Below are 15,474 nucleotides of genomic sequence, written 5' to 3' on the forward strand. Positions count from 1 at the left end.
CAGGCGCCTGAGCCTGGTCGAGCGGCCAGCGGGCGCGGGCGGCGACGCCCAGATCATCGACAAGACCAAGCGCCAGGCGTTCGGCTCCGGCCCAGGCGATCATGGCGGCATTGTCGGTACACAGCCTTGGCGGCGGCACGATGAGGTCGAGGCCGTGGCGCTCGGCCGCTTGCTCGAACACCGTCTTCAGCTTCGCGTTGGCCGCGACCCCGCCTGCCACGATCAGGGCTGGCCTTTCGACGGCTGGATGAGCTTCGCGGAAGAGTGTTACGGCCATCTTGAGCCGGTCGGTCATGGTCTCGGCCACCGCCGCCTCGAAGCTCGCGCAGATATCGGCGACATCCTGATCCGTCAGGGTGCCCAGATCATTCACCGTCTCGCGGACCGAGGTCTTGAGGCCGGAGAAGGAGAAATTGCAGTCCTTGCGGCCCTTCAGCGGGCGCGGAAACGCGAAGCGCTCCGGGTTGCCACGGCGTGCAAGCGCCTCGACCTGCGGCCCGCCCGGATATCCGAGCCCCAGAAGCTTCGCCACCTTGTCGAAGGCCTCGCCCAGCGCATCGTCAATCGTCGTGCCCAGCCGATGATAGCGGCCGACACCCTCGACGATCTGGAACTGGGTATGGCCACCGGAGATGAGCAGCAGGAGATAGGGGAAATTCACCTTCTGCAGAAGCCTTGCCGTCAGCGCATGGCCTTCGAGGTGGTTCACCGCCAGCAGCGGCTTGCCGTGAGCAAGTGCTATGCCCTTGGCCATGGTGAGACCGACGATGACGCCGCCCAGGAGCCCAGGCCCGGCTGTCGCCGCGATCCCATCGAGATCGGCGAATCCCGGGCCCGCTTCCTCCATTGCCCGGCTCACCAGCTTGTCGAGGTGCTCGATGTGGGCGCGGGCCGCAATCTCCGGCACCACGCCCCCATAGGGCGCATGGTCTTTCAACTGCGAGAGCACGATGTTGGAAAGGATTTCACCTTCGCCCTCCGCATCGCGGCGGATGACGGACGCCGCTGTCTCGTCGCAGGATGTCTCGATCCCGAGAATGTATGTGTGGCCTTGCTTCATGGAACGGGTGACGGCACCGGGGTTTGCGGCTAAAGATGCCCGACCCTGTAGCATCCGCCGGAACAGACTTGCAAATGCCGAAGCTGAAGATTGGTACCCGTGGCTCTCCCCTCGCCCTCTACCAGGCGAACGAAACGAAGAGCCGCCTCATGGCCGCCCACGGGCTTTCTGACGATGACATCGAGATTGTCGTCATCACAACGACCGGCGACCGCGTGCGCGACCGGCCATTGGCTGAGATCGGCGGCAAGGGCCTTTTCACCAAGGAAATCGAGGAGGCGCTGTTCGAGGGAAGCATCCACCTCGCGGTGCACTCGATGAAGGACATGCCGGCGCGTCTGCCCGATGGCCTCGTCATGGCGGCGCTGCTGCCGCGCGAGGATCCGCGCGATGCATTCCTGAGCCCCGTGGCGAAGTCGATCGATGATCTCGCCAAGGGCGCCGTTGTCGGCTCCTCCTCGGTGCGCCGCGCGGCACAACTGAAGCGGCTCCGGCCCGATATCGAGGTCATCCAGTTTCGCGGCAATGTCGAAACCCGGCTCAAGAAGCTCGAGGACGGTGTGGCGCAGGCGACATTCCTGGCCTCGGCAGGCCTCAACCGGCTGGGCTTGAAGGACAGGATCACCTCGCTCGTTCCCATCGACGTGATGCTCCCCGCCGTGGCGCAGGGCTGCATCGGCATCGAGACGCGCGCGGACGACGAGGCCACCCGCGCGCTGCTGGCGCCGATCAACCACGAGGCATCCGCCATTGCCGTCAATTGCGAGCGTGCCTTCCTCGCTGCACTCGACGGGTCGTGCCGCACGCCGCTCGCCGGTCATGCCTTGATCGAAAATGGACAGGTGAAATTCCGTGGCCATGCCCTGACACTCGACGGCGCCTTTTGCTTCGAGACTACGCGCGCTGGCTCTCCCGCCGATGCCGAACGCATGGGGCGCGAGGCAGGTGAACAAGTGAAGGCCGATGGCGGCGGCCTCATCGCCTTCTGATGCGGATCGCGGTCACGCGGCCGGAGGAAGACGCAGGGCCATTGCGCGCCAGGCTCGAAGCCTTGGGCCATGACGTGACGGTGACGCCGCTGCTGGCGATCAAACCGCGAGACAACGTCACGATCCCCTCCCTGCCGTGGCAGGCCGTCGCCGTGACCAGCGCCAACGGTATCCGCGCGCTTCCCGAAGCACACGGCCTCGCTTCCATCCGTACACTGACGGTCGGACCGCAATCGCTGAAGGCGGCCCTTGCGGCTGGCCTTGCTGCGGAAGCCCATGGCGGCGACGTCAACGGCCTCGCCGCCTTCATCCGCAATGAGCTTGACCCGGCTCAAGGTCCTATCCTCTATCTTTCGGGCGCGGAAACGGCGGGCGATCTCGAAGCGCAACTCAAGGAAGCGGGCTTTGCATGCCATCGGATTGTTCTCTATGACGCAGTGCCGGCTCAGGCACTGGGCGAAATCGGTGACGCGATCCGCAACGGCCAAATCGATGCCGTGATGCTATACTCTCCGCGCAGCGCGAAAATCTGGCGCGGCCTGGTCGAAGCTGAAATCCTCGGCACCCAGGCTGCAGAAATCCAACACCTCTGCCTCTCACGCAATGTTGCCGCAGTCCTGCCCGAGGCTTGGAAGAAAGTGGTCGCAACGTCACCCGATGAGGCTGCGATGTTGGCCCTGCTTGATCAAACGCGGTGAACCCTTTAGGCCGTTGAACATGACCGATCAGAAATCCGAAGACGACGGCAACGCGGCGAAGCCGCAGGTGATCGACCTCGTGGCCGAGGAGATCAAGCCGGAAGACATCAGGACCGGGATCGATGAGTCCCGGCCGGAGGTCGAGGATATCGCCCCCGACACCGTGGAGAACAAGCCCGATCCTGAAGAACCGGAGCGGGAGCGAGACGCAGACATTTCCGCGCCTCCACCCCCGCCGCCCCCTCCTCCACCCCCGCCGCCTCCTGTCCAACCCCGGAAAAAAGCCCGCGGCGCTGCCGGCTGGATCATCGCCGCGCTTATCCTTGGCGCGATCGGCGGTGGATGGCTCTACCGTGACGTGCTGTCGAGCTATTTCCCCACGAACGAGATCAAGGCCTTGCAGGTGCGTCTCGACACGCTGGAAGCGAATGGCAATTCCCTGAAGGACCAGATCGCCGCCGCCGACCAATCCGCCAAGGCTGCGGCGCAGGCTGCCGAAGCCCTGAAATCCGACGTCCAGTCCACGGCCTCCGGCCTCACGGATATCTCCGCGCGCATCGATGGCGTGGACCAGCGCATCGCCGCCGCCGAAGACGCGGTGAACAAGGCCAAGGCCGACCTCGATGCCCTGCTCAAGAGTGTATCGGCACCGGGTTCAGGAACAGGCACGGGCGGCACGGCCGATCCGGCAGCCTTGGTCGCCCTGGGCCAGCGCCTCGATGCGCTGGAAAAGGACGTGGCCAGCTTGAAAACCTCAGAGGGCGGCGGTGACAAGGCTTCCGTGACCGCGACGTTGTCGCAGGCGCTGTCCGACCTCAAGGCCAAGATCGCCGCCGGGACTGGCTTCGCGCCCGAGTTTGATCGCATCTCCCGCATGGTTCCGGCCGCAGCCGGGCTCGATGTACTTGCCACCAATGCGGCCGACGGCCTGCCCACGGCGGAAGGACTTGCCAAGGAGCTTCGCGCCGCTATCCCCGCCCTGCCGCAGCCCGAGGCCCCAGCACCCGCCAGCGACAGCTATTGGGACACGCTGCTCGAATCACTCTCCGGCATCATCTCGATACGCGAGATCGGCGAGGCCGACTGGCCGCAATTGGCCGAGAAGGCCGCGGCCTTCGCCGAGGCAGGCGACCTCACCCAGGCGATTTCGGTTGTGGACGCCGCCGAGGGCGAGAAGCCCATGGCACTGACCCAGTGGCGCGAGCGGGCCGCCGCCCGCCTGCAGCTCGAAGCCGCCGCCAACCAGGTCTCTGAGGCGGTGCTCCGCCAGATCACCGCGCTGGGAGGCAATCCATGATCAAGCTTCTGTGGCGCTTCCTGCTTCTGGTGCTGCTCGCCGCGGGATTTGCCTGGATCGCCGACCGGCCCGGCACCCTTACCGTCCGCTGGCTTGGCCGCGAGATCGAGATGAGCTTCATCGCCGGCGTGGTGCTGGCGGTTTTGGCCGTCGTCGCCATCTGGTTCGTGTGGAGCCTGTTCCGCCGGCTGTGGAGCAGCCCGCAGGCCGTCGGGCGCTACTGGACGTTCCGCAAGAACCGCAAGGGCTATGAATCGCTGTCACGCGGCATCATCGCGGCGGGTGCGGGCGATGCGGTGGCAGCCGCCAAGCACGCGGCCATCGCTGGTAATTCACTTTCCGATGAGCCCCTGGTCAATGTGCTGGCGGCACAAGCTGCCCAGTTGAAGGGTGATCGCGCCTCGGTAAAACGCATCTTCGAAGCGATGACGAAATCGCCCGACACCGAAGCGCTGGGTCTTCGCGGCCTGTTCGCGGAAGCCCGCCAGTCAGGCGACATCGGCACGGCGCGGCGGCATGCCGAGCGCGCTCTGGCTCTCAACCCGCGCCTGGCATGGGCCTCGACGGCGGTGCTGCAGCTTCAATCCGCCGCCAAGGACTGGAGCGCCGCATCGGCGACTTTGGCCCAGCAGGTGAAATCCGGCCTTCTGCCGGCACCCGAAGGCAACAAGAAGCAGGCCGCCATGCTGGCCGCGCAGGCGCTTGCACTTGAAGATTCAAACAAGCCGCAAGCTCTCGATCTGGCGCTGAAGGCCCACAAGCTCGATCCCGCACTGGTGCCCGCGGCGGTTGTCGCCGCGCGCGTGCTCGTGTCGCAGGCTTCGCAACGCAAGGCGTCCAAGATCATCAAGGAAACCTGGGTTGTCTCGCCCCACCCGGAGTTGGCCGATGTGCAGGCACACCTGTTGCCAGCGGACGGGCCGGACGCCCGGTACGAGCGTATCCGCGACCTCCTGAAGGAGGATAAAGGCGGCCTCGAAGGTGCCGTAGCGCTGGCAAGGGCGGCGGTGAAAGCGCAACGCTGGGACGTGGCCCGTGACGCTCTAAAGCCTTATGCCGAGAACCGCCCGCAAGCCCGCGTCTGCGCACTGATGGCCGATATCGAGGAAGCCCAGGGTGACAAGGGCCGGGCCCGCGAATGGTTGGCCCGCGCACTCCACGCGCCGCGCGACCCGATCTGGGTGTCAGATGGCGTTGCCAGCCCGCGCTGGACTCCCGTGTCTCCCGTCTCGGGCGAAATCGTGCCGTGCGAATGGAAGGCGCCCTTCGAGATGCCGGAACAGCTTGAAGCCGACGTGGCAGCGGCACCCGCCGCCATGCAGTCCGTTGCGATTGCAGCACCGCCAAAGGCAATCGAAGCACCGAAGATGGTGGTTCCGCAGCGCCCGCCCGACGATCCCGGCCTGCCAGAAGATTTCGATGCGCCGGAATCTGGCGCCCGAAAATCCCTTCCTGCAGACGGTTGAAATCGAAACCGAAACCGTCTATCGGTTCGCCGCACCAGACGGCGCCGCTTTAGCTCAGTTGGTAGAGCACCGCATTCGTAATGCGGGGGTCGCAGGTTCGAGTCCTGCAAGCGGCACCAGTCCACTGTTCGGCACCATTCGCCAACATCTATAATCCCAAACAATTTCAATCGATTATCGGATTTCTGCGTTCGCCAGAGTTCGGCATCATTCGCCTTCAATCGGAGGGAATGTCGATATATCTGTAGGTATGTGGTACCTTGGCATTTGAAGATACGACAAACGAGACGCCCACCTCACACGGATTCAGGGCCACTGCGTCTACATTCTTGAATGATAGCAACCTCTTTTCATCTGACGCGATCGAGCGGGAACTAGCCCACCAAGACGAAGACGCAGTTCGTCGAGCATATCGGCGCGGGGAGGCCATGACAGAAAGGGTCAAGATGATCCAATGGTGGGCCGACTACTTGGACGCTTTGAGAATCGAAGGACAGCCTAGATTTATAGCCACAGAAGTAGAGCTTCATGGTTCTTCACTCAAAGAAGAAAGCCAATAGAATCTATGTATTTCAATGGCTTGACACGATTCTCTCGATTTGCTAATGTGGTGACGCTAGGGTAGCTCGGCCCAATCTTGGCCACCCCTCGGCAAATCGCACAAATCACCACATCTTGAGGACAGTCGTGAACGGACAACCTGCAAAGGTTCTCCGCCCCACTGACGTGCGCCGCGCTCTCTCATGGGTCGCGAAGCATCGGCATGGGGCGAGGAACAAGACGATGATCTTGCTCAGCGTGAAGGCTGGGCTTCGAGCTGGCGAGATCGCCCAGCTCACATGGGCCATGATCACCGACAGCAATGGCGAGATCGGCGAAACCATCGAGCTCCCCGGTGCAGTGGCCAAATACGGCTCAGGGCGGCGGCTGCCGCTGCACGAGGACATTCGTAGAGCCCTCCAATGCCTCCAGCGCCAGACTGTGGGCAAGTCTATAGCCGAAGGGCCAGTCATCAGATCCCTGCGCGGCGGCCACATGAGCCCCAAGGCGGTTGTGAACTGGTTCCATGCCCTCTACGCTGAGCTGGGGCTCGAAGGGTGTTCGTCGCACTCGGGCCGCCGCACCTTTATCACCAATGCGGCGAAGCTAGTGCATCGAGCTGGCGGCTCCTTGAGGGACGTCCAGCTTCTTGCCGGTCACCGGTCAATCCAGACGACCGAGGGCTACATCGAAGGCGACGGCATTGCCCAGCGAAAGCTCGTACGGCTGATGTAGCCGCTTCCAAGGGTTCCAACCCTCGCTTCCTACCCATAGACGGCTCTTGAGGCCTTCTAGACCCTCCCACGCGACGGCTGACGCGTGTCGAAGGGAAATCGATCTCCCAGCCGATCCCTCCAACCCAACATCGTCAATAGGAGCATTCCATGACCAACATGGACAATGACAAACTGTGCCCTTCGTCAGAACAAATCACGAACGCTGGTCGGCGCCAGAATGGCTGCCAGTCCGAAGCATGCAAGGGCTACGGCAGCATGGGCTGCACATGCCGCATTCGCGAGCTCAACGACAGGCTCAGAACCACCATGAGTGGTGGCCTGGTCCATATGACCGATGGCATCGCTGTCCTCGGTCTTTCCACGGTGAACGCGATCTTCAAGGCCATCTCGACCTTCACAGACTTCACACCGGACAATGATCCTTGGGGCGAGCACGACTGCGCCGTCATGGAGGTCGGGGGTCACCGGATCATCTGGAAGATCGACTACTACGACCGACACAGAACCTACCACTCGCCGGATGCCGCCGATCCAAAGGTGACGGTGCGTGTCCTTACCATCATGCTTTCCCAAGAATACTGAGGTGGGTCATGGAGAGCGAAAATCACTACGCCAAACGCCTTAACATCAGCGCCGCGATCAGAGCTATTTGCTCAGACGCCGTCAACATCCCAGAAGCTCACCGGCGCGAACAGGTCCTGGCAGGCCGCCTTTACGAACGCCGTATCGAGCAGCAGATCGAGATCAAATGTTTGGGAAACAGACAGGCTGTTTGTAAACGACAGGTTGGACGTGAACATGATTGCGCTCCCGTTTGGCGTTGCGACAGACAACGGCTCAGCGCTCCCGATGCACACGCGGCAACAGAAGGAGTCGAGCCAGTTTGAATACTGATTGAGGAATAATGCAGGAACACGGAGGCAAGCTTAAACGCAATGCAAGCACCCAAAGGGCATCACATAGCAATCTTGCAACAAGCCGGTTCCGAGAACGGATTTATTTTGAGAGCTTGGCAGAACGAAGCCCGGATTACCGAGGTTCAGCCAACCGTTTTCATCTCATATTAGAAGTGTCCCTCAGAAAATAGCAAATGTCAAGTAAAATTCTTAATCAACTCGGAAGTTGGTATGGAGGTCAAGAGGGATGAAGAGTATTGAAGTCTGCCAGGACCGGGTTCGCTTCGTGCGTGCCGGCCATGAGCAAGCCTATCTTTCTTTCGTGGCGACCCCGCCTTATTGCCCCCCAGTGACGGTGGATGACGGCAGGCGGGGCGGGAAATAATCTGCGCGTTTCATTTCAGCGACATTTCAATGACAAGACCATCCCGACGATCCTGACCACGTCGCAGAAGCTTTCAACCGGCGTGGACGCCCGCAACATCGTGTTAATGCGCCCGATCCGCTTGATGATCGAGATCAAGCAGATCATCGGACATGACACCCGCACCAATGGCGGCATGATTGCCGCGAGCGAGGAGAAGGACATGAGCAGAAGTCCGCGCCGGAATCATAGCCCTGCATTCAAGGCGAAGGTGGCATTGGCTGCCTTCAAGGGCGAGAAGACTTTGATTGAGCTATCGCAAGAGTTCGATGTCCACCCGAACCAGATCAAGCAATGGCGGGACCAGCTGCTTATCCACCCTGTTCAGATTTGCCGAGCCACCTCTCAGAACAGTGAGTTGCATCACTTCGTAGCACTGGTATGACATGGTAGAAATGCCCAAATGCCAATTCGTAATGCGGGGGTCGCAGGTTCGAGTCCTGCGGGCGCACCATTCCCCTTCAAATCCAATCCGTCGATCAAGGCATGCTTTGGCCTTGATGTGTTATCGGGCTTGTCACGTCCGTTTTCAGCCGTGGGGCTAAGGGCGCAGGGTGATTACTGCCCGGCGATAATCCGGATGGGCGCGCCCAGGATGGCGCCGAGGGTGCCGCCTGCGGTTTGCTGGCGCTGGGCGGTGCTCTGGCCGAGTCCCTTCCCCAGCACCTTGCCGAGTTCGGGCCCAACCGTGGCGAGCTGCGCGAACTTGGCATGATTGGCTGCGTCGTCGCCCTCGAGGTTGGTCAGGTCGATGACCGTGACGCCGAGATCGGCCAGTTCTTGCGCATTGGTGGCATCGCCCACGCGCACTTGCCCGCCGGCGATGAATTTCGAGAAGCCAAGCGCCACGTCGTCCTTCGAGATGACGATGTAGACCGGCTTGTCGGGCCGGCCGATTCGCCGCATCTGGGTCTTGAACACATCCAGATCGATATCGGGAGAGGCCAGGAAGACGCTGCCGATCTTGCCGGTATTCTCCAGATTGCCGGAAATCTTGATCTGCCGGAATGCCTCGACCGCGACCCAGTTCCCCATCGAATGGGCCAGGATGTTGACCTCCTCGGCATTGCTCGCGAGGATCAGACGGAGCGTATGCTCGAGGTCGTCGCGCGCGGCCGTGGCGCTGTTGTTGTCATAGACATATTCAGAGACTTTTCCGCGCGAGGCCCAGGTGAACAGGACTGGCACGGCGACGGCCTTCGAATCGTGAACGACCTGCGTGAAGCGATAGAGGCCCTCGGCGAACATGGTGTTGTAGCCGTGGATGAACAGCAGCACGCGCCGGCTTCCCGGGGGGCGCTGGGCCAGTTGGGCGTTCAGGGACTGGATGAAGGCCTGATCGCCATCGATGTAGGCGGCATCGCGCACGACAAAGGAGGATTCCGGCTTGCCGGGCGCGGTGGAGGCCAATTCGACCTTGCCGGGCACATGGGTGGGCGGAACCGAGACGGTGATGCTCGCATGGTCGAGGCTGCTTGTCCGCTCGCCGTTGAACAGCGTTCCAGGCCGCATGTCGCGCTCGCGTGTCGTCGCCACCAGGATCGTGTGCTCGGACGTAACGGAACTGCTCCCGGCGACAGGCGTCAGGTAGCCACTCTCCGGCCGGCTCGCACAGGCGAAGAGCGGCCCGGTCACAATCAACAGCATCAAGGCCGATTGAAGCCGGCGCGAGGCGAAAAACAGCATCTGAACATCACACAACGTGGTTGGTACGGCAGAACGAGCCCGGTCCATACTACATTTGCGCCACATTTGGAAAAGAAGTGTGAGCCCTGTCCAAGACTCTGCGCCCCGTCGCCAGACGGGCAGCGAGGCCGCATTGCACCCTGACTGCGCCTAGAGAGCCCCCTCGTCGGTCAGGGAACTGACCTCGGCAACCTGGCCGTTCTTGACGAGGCACTTCCACTTGGCCTTGTTCGCCCCCACCCCGATGATGACCTCGTTGTTGGCCTCCGAGGACGAAGTTTGCAGAAGCGTCACGTCACCGTTGTTGGTCTGGATGGATACGGCCTGCAGGCAGGCCTGCTCGTCCTCGGACGGAATGCCGGCGCCGGCATTCGAAGCGGAGCCCGAAGACGCGCCGTGCTTGGACGAGACCGTGCAGACGCCATTGGCGCCGCCCTTGGCGGTGTAGGTCACGGTCGCCTCGGAACCTTCCTTGGCGATGCTGAGGATGAAATCGTTGTGCCTCGCTTCCCAATAGTTCTCGTTGAACTTCTTCACCGACGCCTTGTGGCCATTGATCAGAACGTTGGCGTGCTTGTCGGACTCGATCTTGACGCCCATCGGGCACGTCCCGTGAAACTCCGGCATGCTGGCCTGAGCCGTGCTCGCAAGAGCCATGAACAGGGTTGCGGCGGCTCCGGCCATCAGAATGGTCTTCATCGTCTTCTCCTTGGTTGAATTGAAACAGGCGGGCGACAAATCGTGTCGCGGACTGGCGAGACGGCGAAGGCGTGGCATCAGCCTCCATACACCACGGCATCCGGGATCTCGAACCGTTGATCACCGATGGTGATGATCGACAGGTCGGCGTTTCGCGTCACTTGCAGCGTTGCGCCGCCATCAGCTTGGGATTCGTCATAGCGGACCGCCGTGCCGTTCTCGAAGGCGATGACGCGGCTGCCGCCATCGGGCCACGTCACTGTGACAGTTGCACTACCATTGCCCTGCCGCTTCACGCCGAAGCCGCAGCTTCCCATTGGCTGGCCGGCGTCACGGGCGCAGGGAATGCTGCCGGTGGCGTTGAAGTCTGTGCCGGGAACGATTGCGTCCGTCGACTGGTTGGCGCCCTCGACGTAGCTGGACTCGCGGAGAAATCGCCCTGCGACCCAACCCTTGACGGCGGCATCATCGGCGCGCTCCACTGCGCACCAGCGCTCGCTGCCCGTCATGCGGCAGCCCTTGTTCCGCAGCACCATGCCATTGGCAAGTCGCGTGACCACGGCGTCGTTCACGGAAGGACCGGACCGCAAGTTGAGCAGCTTTCCGGCCGCGAGTCCCCTCACGTCCCAGAAATCCGGGCCGCCAGACAGACTGTCGGCAAAGTCATCCGACACCGCGCCAGTCTCGGCCGGCGCATCAGCGATTGCGATGTCGAGCGTATAGTCCGAGCGCTCGTTGCGGCGGGCAGCATTGCGATAGAGGTAGACCGAGACGATGTAGGTCCCGGTTTCGGGAAGCGTGCCCTTGAACTGGTTGAGGTCCGGCACCATCGGGCCCGTTATCTCGCTGACCGCAAGGGCTTCATCGCCAGGGCCCTTTCCCGGCGCGTAGACGTTGAAATAGGTGGCGGTGTTCTTCGCAGCGAGTCTGACCGACATGACCTGCCCCGCCCGGGCGGACAGCGTGTAGGAGACCGACTCGCGGCCTTTGATACTGTCGCGGATGACCGTGCCGCTCGCGCCCGGCGGGAACTGTACCTGCTCCGTCCGGATATCGCCATCTGCAAAAGCCGGTGCCGTTCCGGCCCACAAGCCGAATGCGACCATTGCCGCCAGAAAAAATCTCATGATCGAACCTCCTGGGTTGAATTGCATCAGTAGATGCCGTCGATGATCACGAAGTCTCCGCCGCTGCGGTGGACGTCGGTCGAACTCTCGTTGGTGGTCACCATTGTCATGCCGTGGTGCAGGCGCTTGCGCACTTCCTCGCGCACCCTGGGCTCGGCCTCGATGCGGCTCAGTTGCGCTGACATGTCCTCGCGGTCCGACTTGCCATAGCCGATCGATGTCCAGCGCAAGTCCTTCGTGCCGGAGTCGGCGCCATGCAGCATGTAGGCGCGGTTGGCCAGAGGCTTGTGGTCATCCACGATCTTGACGCCGCCAGAGGCCACGATCCTGTCGTCCTCGAACACGGTGATCCTCTTGTCTTTCGCACTCACCACCACGCTCGTCGCCTTGTGGCCGGAACTGCGGCCTTCGCTGTACTGACTCTTCTTCAGTGCCATGTCGACAGCGTCAAACTCGCTACGGGCATACTGGCCGAGCACCATGCCGGGATGGACAACACCCGATGGAAAGGACTTGTTGTCTGCAATGACGACGGTCATTCCCTTTCTCGTGATGCCGAACAGCATCTCGGAAAACTGCAAGGGAAGCCTGACGCAACCATGCGAGGCGGGATAGCCGGGCAGTTGCCCGGCATGAAGCGCTATCCCCGACCAGGTGAGCCGGTTCATGTTCGGCATCGGCGCATTGTTGTAGGTGGACGAGTGGTGATGCTTGTCCTTCTGGAGAATCTTGAACACACCCGTCGGCGTCGAGTGGCCGGGCTTGCCGGTCGAGCAGGTCGAGGCCGCAATGCGGACACCGTTCCGGTAGACATGAACCTTCTGGTCCGGAATCGACACGATGATCAGCATGGGTCCGGAGGCCGAGCGCTCCGGGAACCAGTTGAACTCACCGTTCTCGAGTTGATCGGCATGCTTGCTGACGAGCTGCGCTGGGGCTGACCCGGCACCGATGCCAAGCGAAACCAGCGAACCACCTGCCAGCTTGTAAAAGTCTCTCCTGTTCATGACGGCCTCTCCAAAGTGATTGAACGGCGGGCTGCAGTTGCGTTCGCAGTCATGGGCTGCGGCCTGTCCTCAGCGACCCGCGAGCGGAACCAGCGGGCGAGCGCCTGGAGCTGCGGTTCGTGCGCGCGGCTTTTCCTGAAGCACAGGTGATAGGTTCGGTGCGACGGCAGACGGACATCGGAAAAGGCAACGAGCGACCCGGCGCACAGGTCATGCTCGGCCAGAAAGTCCGGCACGAGTGCGATGCCCTGGCCGTTCTTCGCCATTTCAAGCGCCAGGAGGTAATGCGAGCACTGCCGCCATAGGCCCTGCTGAATATCGCCAAGTTTCAGATCTGCCCTCTTGCAGAAGGTGATCCAGTCCTGTCCCACGCGGCCCTTCTCGATGTCCGTCGTGATCAGTGCGAAGCGCTGATCCTCCCGGCGCCCCGGCAAAGGGGCGTGAACCGCGACCAGATGCTCGTCCTTGAGCTTCAGTGACGCGTGTTCGGGCCTCACCGGATAGGCGGTGACGAAGGCATCGGCCACCTCGTTGGTCAGCAGCGGGTCCTGCGCATAGAGGCGAAGCTGCAGGTCGATCTGGGGATGGGCTTCATAAAAATCATCGAGCCGGCCGATCAGCCAGCCGGGGCCGAAGCTGCTGCAGACGGCGAGCTGCAGCACATGCTCGCCGGAGCCGGCGAGATCGCTCACAAGGGATTCCAATCCTGCGAAGGCCTCGACGAGTTTCGCGGCCAGCCTCTCCCCCGTCGCGGTGAGTGCTATGCCGCGGCCTGACCTGATCAGGAGTTGCTGTCCGATGGTATCGGAGAAGCGCCGCATCTGATGGCTGACAGCGCTCTCGGTGACGCCAAGGTCCTGCGCCGCGCGGCGCAGCGAACGGTGCCGCGCCACGGCCTCGAAATACTGGAGGCCACGCAGGATGTTGGGGTCCTTGGTCTTCTGCACGCTGGTCACTTTCAGGCCTTGCAAATCATGAGCACATGGCAAACGGAGCGCGACGGTGTGCTGATGGCAATCGTCCGGGGACTGACGCCGCCACACAAAACATGCCCCGTTTCACAAATACATGACAGCTTGTCAAACGTGGAAATGGCGGAAATCGGGCGATCCGGCCACCTCCTGATGCGAACATGCGCATTCAGAGACACGTCCGCCACCATCGCGCGCATTCTTCTCCGATACTTGCTGGTTGGCATTCGCGCGCGGCGCGCGGCCTTCGTCACAGGCCCGAACAGGCCCGCTCAGAGTTGATCGTTTTCGCTCAGGCTGATTCTGACTTCCATGGCAAAGACGAAAAGGGAAAGGCAGAGCAGCGCCATCGACAGGGTGAAGGCCACGGCGGCGCCCCAGACATGGGTTATGGAGAGGAGTGCGGCGACGAAGGCGCCGATGATCAGCACGCCCGCGACAATGCCGCTCCAGATCGACAGGTAGAGTGAACTGTTCAGCAGATGCAGGCGCCGCTTCAACCGTGGAATGTCAGCCCTGAGCACGGACTTGGAATGTCCCTCCGGGGGAATGTCGTTGATGACACGCATCCGGTCCAGCACTTTCTCGACACGCGCCAGCAGGATCGACGTGAAGCTCGCGACGGCGCCCAGCAGGAAGGCAGGAGCCACCACATGCGACAGGATCTGTCCGAAATGCTCGATTGTTCCAGGCTCTACCATGTCCGACTCGACCTCTTGCCAATTGGTTCGGTGTAGCAAGGCGCATGCTTGCGCTCCACCCCCCGCCCCGATGTGCGGTTCGTTCAGTCCGGGAGAAGCTGTTCGACGCGCGCGAGGCAGGAGGTGCAGAGCGATCGGGCCCGCATGGGATTGTCCGATTCTGCAAAGCACCACGAATCTGGTGCGTTGCCAGAGGCCGGCTTGAAGACCTGAGGGACGATCAGGCGAGATTGCGGAAATAGGCGATCGTGCTCTTGAGGCCTTCCGACAGATCGACCTTCGGCTCCCATCCGAGCTTCACGCGGGCCTGCGTGATATCGGGCTGGCGCTGTTTCGGGTCGTCCGCAGGCAGCGGCTTGTGGGTGATCTTCGAAGACGAGCCCGTGAGCCTCAGGACCTGCTCGGCCAGTTCCAGCATGGTGAATTCGCCGGGATTGCCCAGGTTGATGGGACCAGTCACCGCCGTGTCGGAGGCCATGAGGCGGAGGAAGCCCTCGACCAGGTCGTCGGCATAGCAGAACGAGCGCGTCTGCGAGCCATCGCCATAGATGGTGAGGTCTTCGCCGGCCAGCGCCTGCGTGATGAAGTTCGACACCACGCGCCCGTCCCGCGGGTGCATACGCGGTCCATAGGTGTTGAAGATGCGCGCCACCTTGATGTCGACGCCGTGCTGGCGGTGATAGTCGAAGAACAGTGTCTCGGCGCTGCGCTTGCCCTCGTCGTAGCACGAGCGGGTGCCGATGGGGTTGACGTTGCCCCAATAGCTCTCGACCTGCGGATGAATTGACGGGTCGCCATAGACTTCGCTGGTCGAGGCCTGGAAGATCCGGCACTTGAGGCGCTTGGCCAGCCCCAGCATGTTCATCGCCCCGAGGAACGACGTCTTGATCGTGTAGACGGGGTTGTGCTGGTAGTGTGGCGGCGAGGCTGGGCAGGCGAGATTGTAGATCTCGTCGACTTCCACCTTCAGCGGAAAGCAGACGTCGTGACGGATGACCTCGAATCGCGGATTCGCGTGATGATGCTCGACGTTGCGCTTGGTGCCCGTGAAGAAGTTGTCGACGCAGATCACCTCATGGCCCTGGCCGATGAGCCGGTCGATCAGGTGCGACCCGAGGAAGCCCGCACCCCCGGTGACGAGGATGCGCTTCCGGCTTTCGTAAAGTCGCGGCATGT

15 protein-coding genes, 1 tRNA gene and 2 pseudogenes are annotated in these 15,474 nt (G+C 62.2%); 9 read left to right on the plus strand and 9 right to left on the minus strand.

All coding sequences use genetic code 11. From position 1 onward, the window contains the following. The coding region (gene tsaD, locus ACEW8Q_RS17170; RefSeq protein WP_373505277.1) for a tRNA (adenosine(37)-N6)-threonylcarbamoyltransferase complex transferase subunit TsaD at positions 1–1,060 on the minus strand (1,060 nt) is incomplete at its 3' end. A gap of 68 nt (positions 1,061–1,128) precedes the next feature. Between tsaD and hemC the strand changes: the two genes are divergently transcribed. The 7 genes from hemC to ACEW8Q_RS17205 all read left to right on the plus strand — a co-directional run bounded on the left by hemC (position 1,129) and on the right by ACEW8Q_RS17205 (position 7,369). Next, complete coding sequence (hemC, locus tag ACEW8Q_RS17175) at positions 1,129–2,049, plus strand: hydroxymethylbilane synthase (RefSeq protein ID WP_373505311.1); 921 nt, start codon at positions 1,129–1,131, stop codon at positions 2,047–2,049. Next, a complete protein-coding gene (locus ACEW8Q_RS17180) occupies positions 2,049–2,747 on the plus strand; it encodes a uroporphyrinogen-III synthase (RefSeq protein ID WP_373505278.1) in 699 nt (232 codons plus the stop codon). The genes hemC and ACEW8Q_RS17180 overlap by 1 nt, the downstream gene beginning before the upstream one ends. A 19-nt stretch (positions 2,748–2,766) precedes the next feature. Next, the gene (locus tag ACEW8Q_RS17185) at positions 2,767–4,044 is read left to right on the plus strand and encodes a COG4223 family protein (protein WP_373505279.1); all 1,278 of its coding nucleotides are present in this window, start codon (positions 2,767–2,769) and stop codon (positions 4,042–4,044) included. Continuing rightward, entirely contained in the window at positions 4,041–5,510 is a 1,470-nt protein-coding gene (locus tag ACEW8Q_RS17190) for a heme biosynthesis protein HemY (RefSeq protein WP_373505280.1), read from the plus strand. Before ACEW8Q_RS17185 ends, ACEW8Q_RS17190 begins: the two co-directional genes overlap by 4 nt. A 43-nt stretch (positions 5,511–5,553) precedes the next feature. Further along, positions 5,554–5,629 (plus strand) — tRNA-Thr (locus ACEW8Q_RS17195). Between the two features lie 568 nt (positions 5,630–6,197). Further along, the gene (locus ACEW8Q_RS17200) at positions 6,198–6,785 is read left to right on the plus strand and encodes a tyrosine-type recombinase/integrase (RefSeq protein WP_373505281.1); all 588 of its coding nucleotides are present in this window, start codon (positions 6,198–6,200) and stop codon (positions 6,783–6,785) included. A 149-nt stretch (positions 6,786–6,934) separates the two neighbouring features. Continuing rightward, entirely contained in the window at positions 6,935–7,369 is a 435-nt protein-coding gene (locus tag ACEW8Q_RS17205) for a DUF3768 domain-containing protein (RefSeq protein ID WP_373505282.1), read from the plus strand. Positions 7,370–7,440: 71 nt separating this feature from the next. On the opposite strand, the gene ACEW8Q_RS17210 is transcribed toward ACEW8Q_RS17205, so the two are convergent. After that, positions 7,441–7,587: a hypothetical protein gene (locus ACEW8Q_RS17210; protein ID WP_373505283.1), complete on the minus strand. Its 147-nt coding sequence runs from the start codon at positions 7,585–7,587 to the stop codon at positions 7,441–7,443. A gap of 421 nt (positions 7,588–8,008) precedes the next feature. Here ACEW8Q_RS17210 and ACEW8Q_RS17215 point away from each other — a divergent pair. Continuing rightward, positions 8,009–8,243, plus strand: a pseudogene (locus ACEW8Q_RS17215) (hypothetical protein); the annotation flags it as partial. Positions 8,244–8,270: 27 nt separating this feature from the next. After that, positions 8,271–8,420: pseudogene (locus ACEW8Q_RS17220) on the plus strand (transposase); the annotation flags it as partial. 245 nt (positions 8,421–8,665) lie between these two features. Here the strand turns inward: ACEW8Q_RS17220 and ACEW8Q_RS17225 are convergent. The 7 genes from ACEW8Q_RS17225 to ACEW8Q_RS17255 form a co-directional block, all read right to left on the minus strand. Further along, the gene (locus ACEW8Q_RS17225) at positions 8,666–9,793 is read right to left on the minus strand and encodes an alpha/beta hydrolase (protein ID WP_373505284.1); all 1,128 of its coding nucleotides are present in this window, start codon (positions 9,791–9,793) and stop codon (positions 8,666–8,668) included. 150 nt (positions 9,794–9,943) lie between these two features. Beyond that, the gene (locus tag ACEW8Q_RS17230; protein WP_373505285.1) at positions 9,944–10,492 is read right to left on the minus strand and encodes a hypothetical protein; all 549 of its coding nucleotides are present in this window, start codon (positions 10,490–10,492) and stop codon (positions 9,944–9,946) included. Positions 10,493–10,569: 77 nt separating this feature from the next. Beyond that, positions 10,570–11,619: an SH3 domain-containing protein gene (locus tag ACEW8Q_RS17235; protein WP_373505286.1), complete on the minus strand. Its 1,050-nt coding sequence runs from the start codon at positions 11,617–11,619 to the stop codon at positions 10,570–10,572. Positions 11,620–11,645: 26 nt separating this feature from the next. Then, positions 11,646–12,626 carry a L,D-transpeptidase gene (locus tag ACEW8Q_RS17240; RefSeq protein ID WP_373505287.1) on the minus strand — a complete coding sequence of 327 codons (981 nt, stop codon included), beginning with the start codon at positions 12,624–12,626 and terminating at the stop codon, positions 11,646–11,648. Further along, positions 12,623–13,573, minus strand: coding sequence for a LysR family transcriptional regulator (locus tag ACEW8Q_RS17245; protein ID WP_373505288.1), 951 nt, complete (start codon positions 13,571–13,573; stop codon positions 12,623–12,625). The genes ACEW8Q_RS17240 and ACEW8Q_RS17245 overlap by 4 nt, the downstream gene beginning before the upstream one ends. A gap of 296 nt (positions 13,574–13,869) precedes the next feature. After that, positions 13,870–14,298: a DUF2721 domain-containing protein gene (locus ACEW8Q_RS17250; RefSeq protein WP_373505289.1), complete on the minus strand. Its 429-nt coding sequence runs from the start codon at positions 14,296–14,298 to the stop codon at positions 13,870–13,872. 220 nt (positions 14,299–14,518) lie between these two features. Further along, positions 14,519–15,472, minus strand: coding sequence for a UDP-glucuronic acid decarboxylase family protein (locus ACEW8Q_RS17255; protein WP_373505290.1), 954 nt, complete (start codon positions 15,470–15,472; stop codon positions 14,519–14,521). Positions 15,473–15,474: the final 2 nt, after the last annotated feature.

The sequence above is a fragment of the Aestuariivirga sp. genome (assembly GCF_041738905.1).
GTDB lineage: Bacteria > Pseudomonadota > Alphaproteobacteria > Rhizobiales > Aestuariivirgaceae > Aestuariivirga.

What these genes read in the sequence shown, in the direction of transcription:
- ACEW8Q_RS17180 (WP_373505278.1), top strand. Translation starts at nt 2,049, where the DNA reads ATGCGGATCGCGGTCACGCGGCCGGAGGAAGACGCAGGGCCATTGCGC.
- ACEW8Q_RS17185 (WP_373505279.1), top strand. Translation starts at nt 2,767, where the DNA reads ATGACCGATCAGAAATCCGAAGACGACGGCAACGCGGCGAAGCCGCAG.
- ACEW8Q_RS17190 (WP_373505280.1), top strand. Translation starts at nt 4,041, where the DNA reads ATGATCAAGCTTCTGTGGCGCTTCCTGCTTCTGGTGCTGCTCGCCGCG.
- ACEW8Q_RS17205 (WP_373505282.1), top strand. Translation starts at nt 6,935, where the DNA reads ATGACCAACATGGACAATGACAAACTGTGCCCTTCGTCAGAACAAATC.
- ACEW8Q_RS17210 (WP_373505283.1), bottom strand. Translation starts at nt 7,587, where the DNA reads ATGTTCACGTCCAACCTGTCGTTTACAAACAGCCTGTCTGTTTCCCAA.
- ACEW8Q_RS17225 (WP_373505284.1), bottom strand. Translation starts at nt 9,793, where the DNA reads ATGCTGTTTTTCGCCTCGCGCCGGCTTCAATCGGCCTTGATGCTGTTG.
- ACEW8Q_RS17230 (WP_373505285.1), bottom strand. Translation starts at nt 10,492, where the DNA reads ATGAAGACCATTCTGATGGCCGGAGCCGCCGCAACCCTGTTCATGGCT.
- ACEW8Q_RS17235 (WP_373505286.1), bottom strand. Translation starts at nt 11,619, where the DNA reads ATGAGATTTTTTCTGGCGGCAATGGTCGCATTCGGCTTGTGGGCCGGA.
- ACEW8Q_RS17240 (WP_373505287.1), bottom strand. Translation starts at nt 12,626, where the DNA reads ATGAACAGGAGAGACTTTTACAAGCTGGCAGGTGGTTCGCTGGTTTCG.
- ACEW8Q_RS17250 (WP_373505289.1), bottom strand. Translation starts at nt 14,298, where the DNA reads ATGGTAGAGCCTGGAACAATCGAGCATTTCGGACAGATCCTGTCGCAT.
- ACEW8Q_RS17255 (WP_373505290.1), bottom strand. Translation starts at nt 15,472, where the DNA reads ATGCCGCGACTTTACGAAAGCCGGAAGCGCATCCTCGTCACCGGGGGT.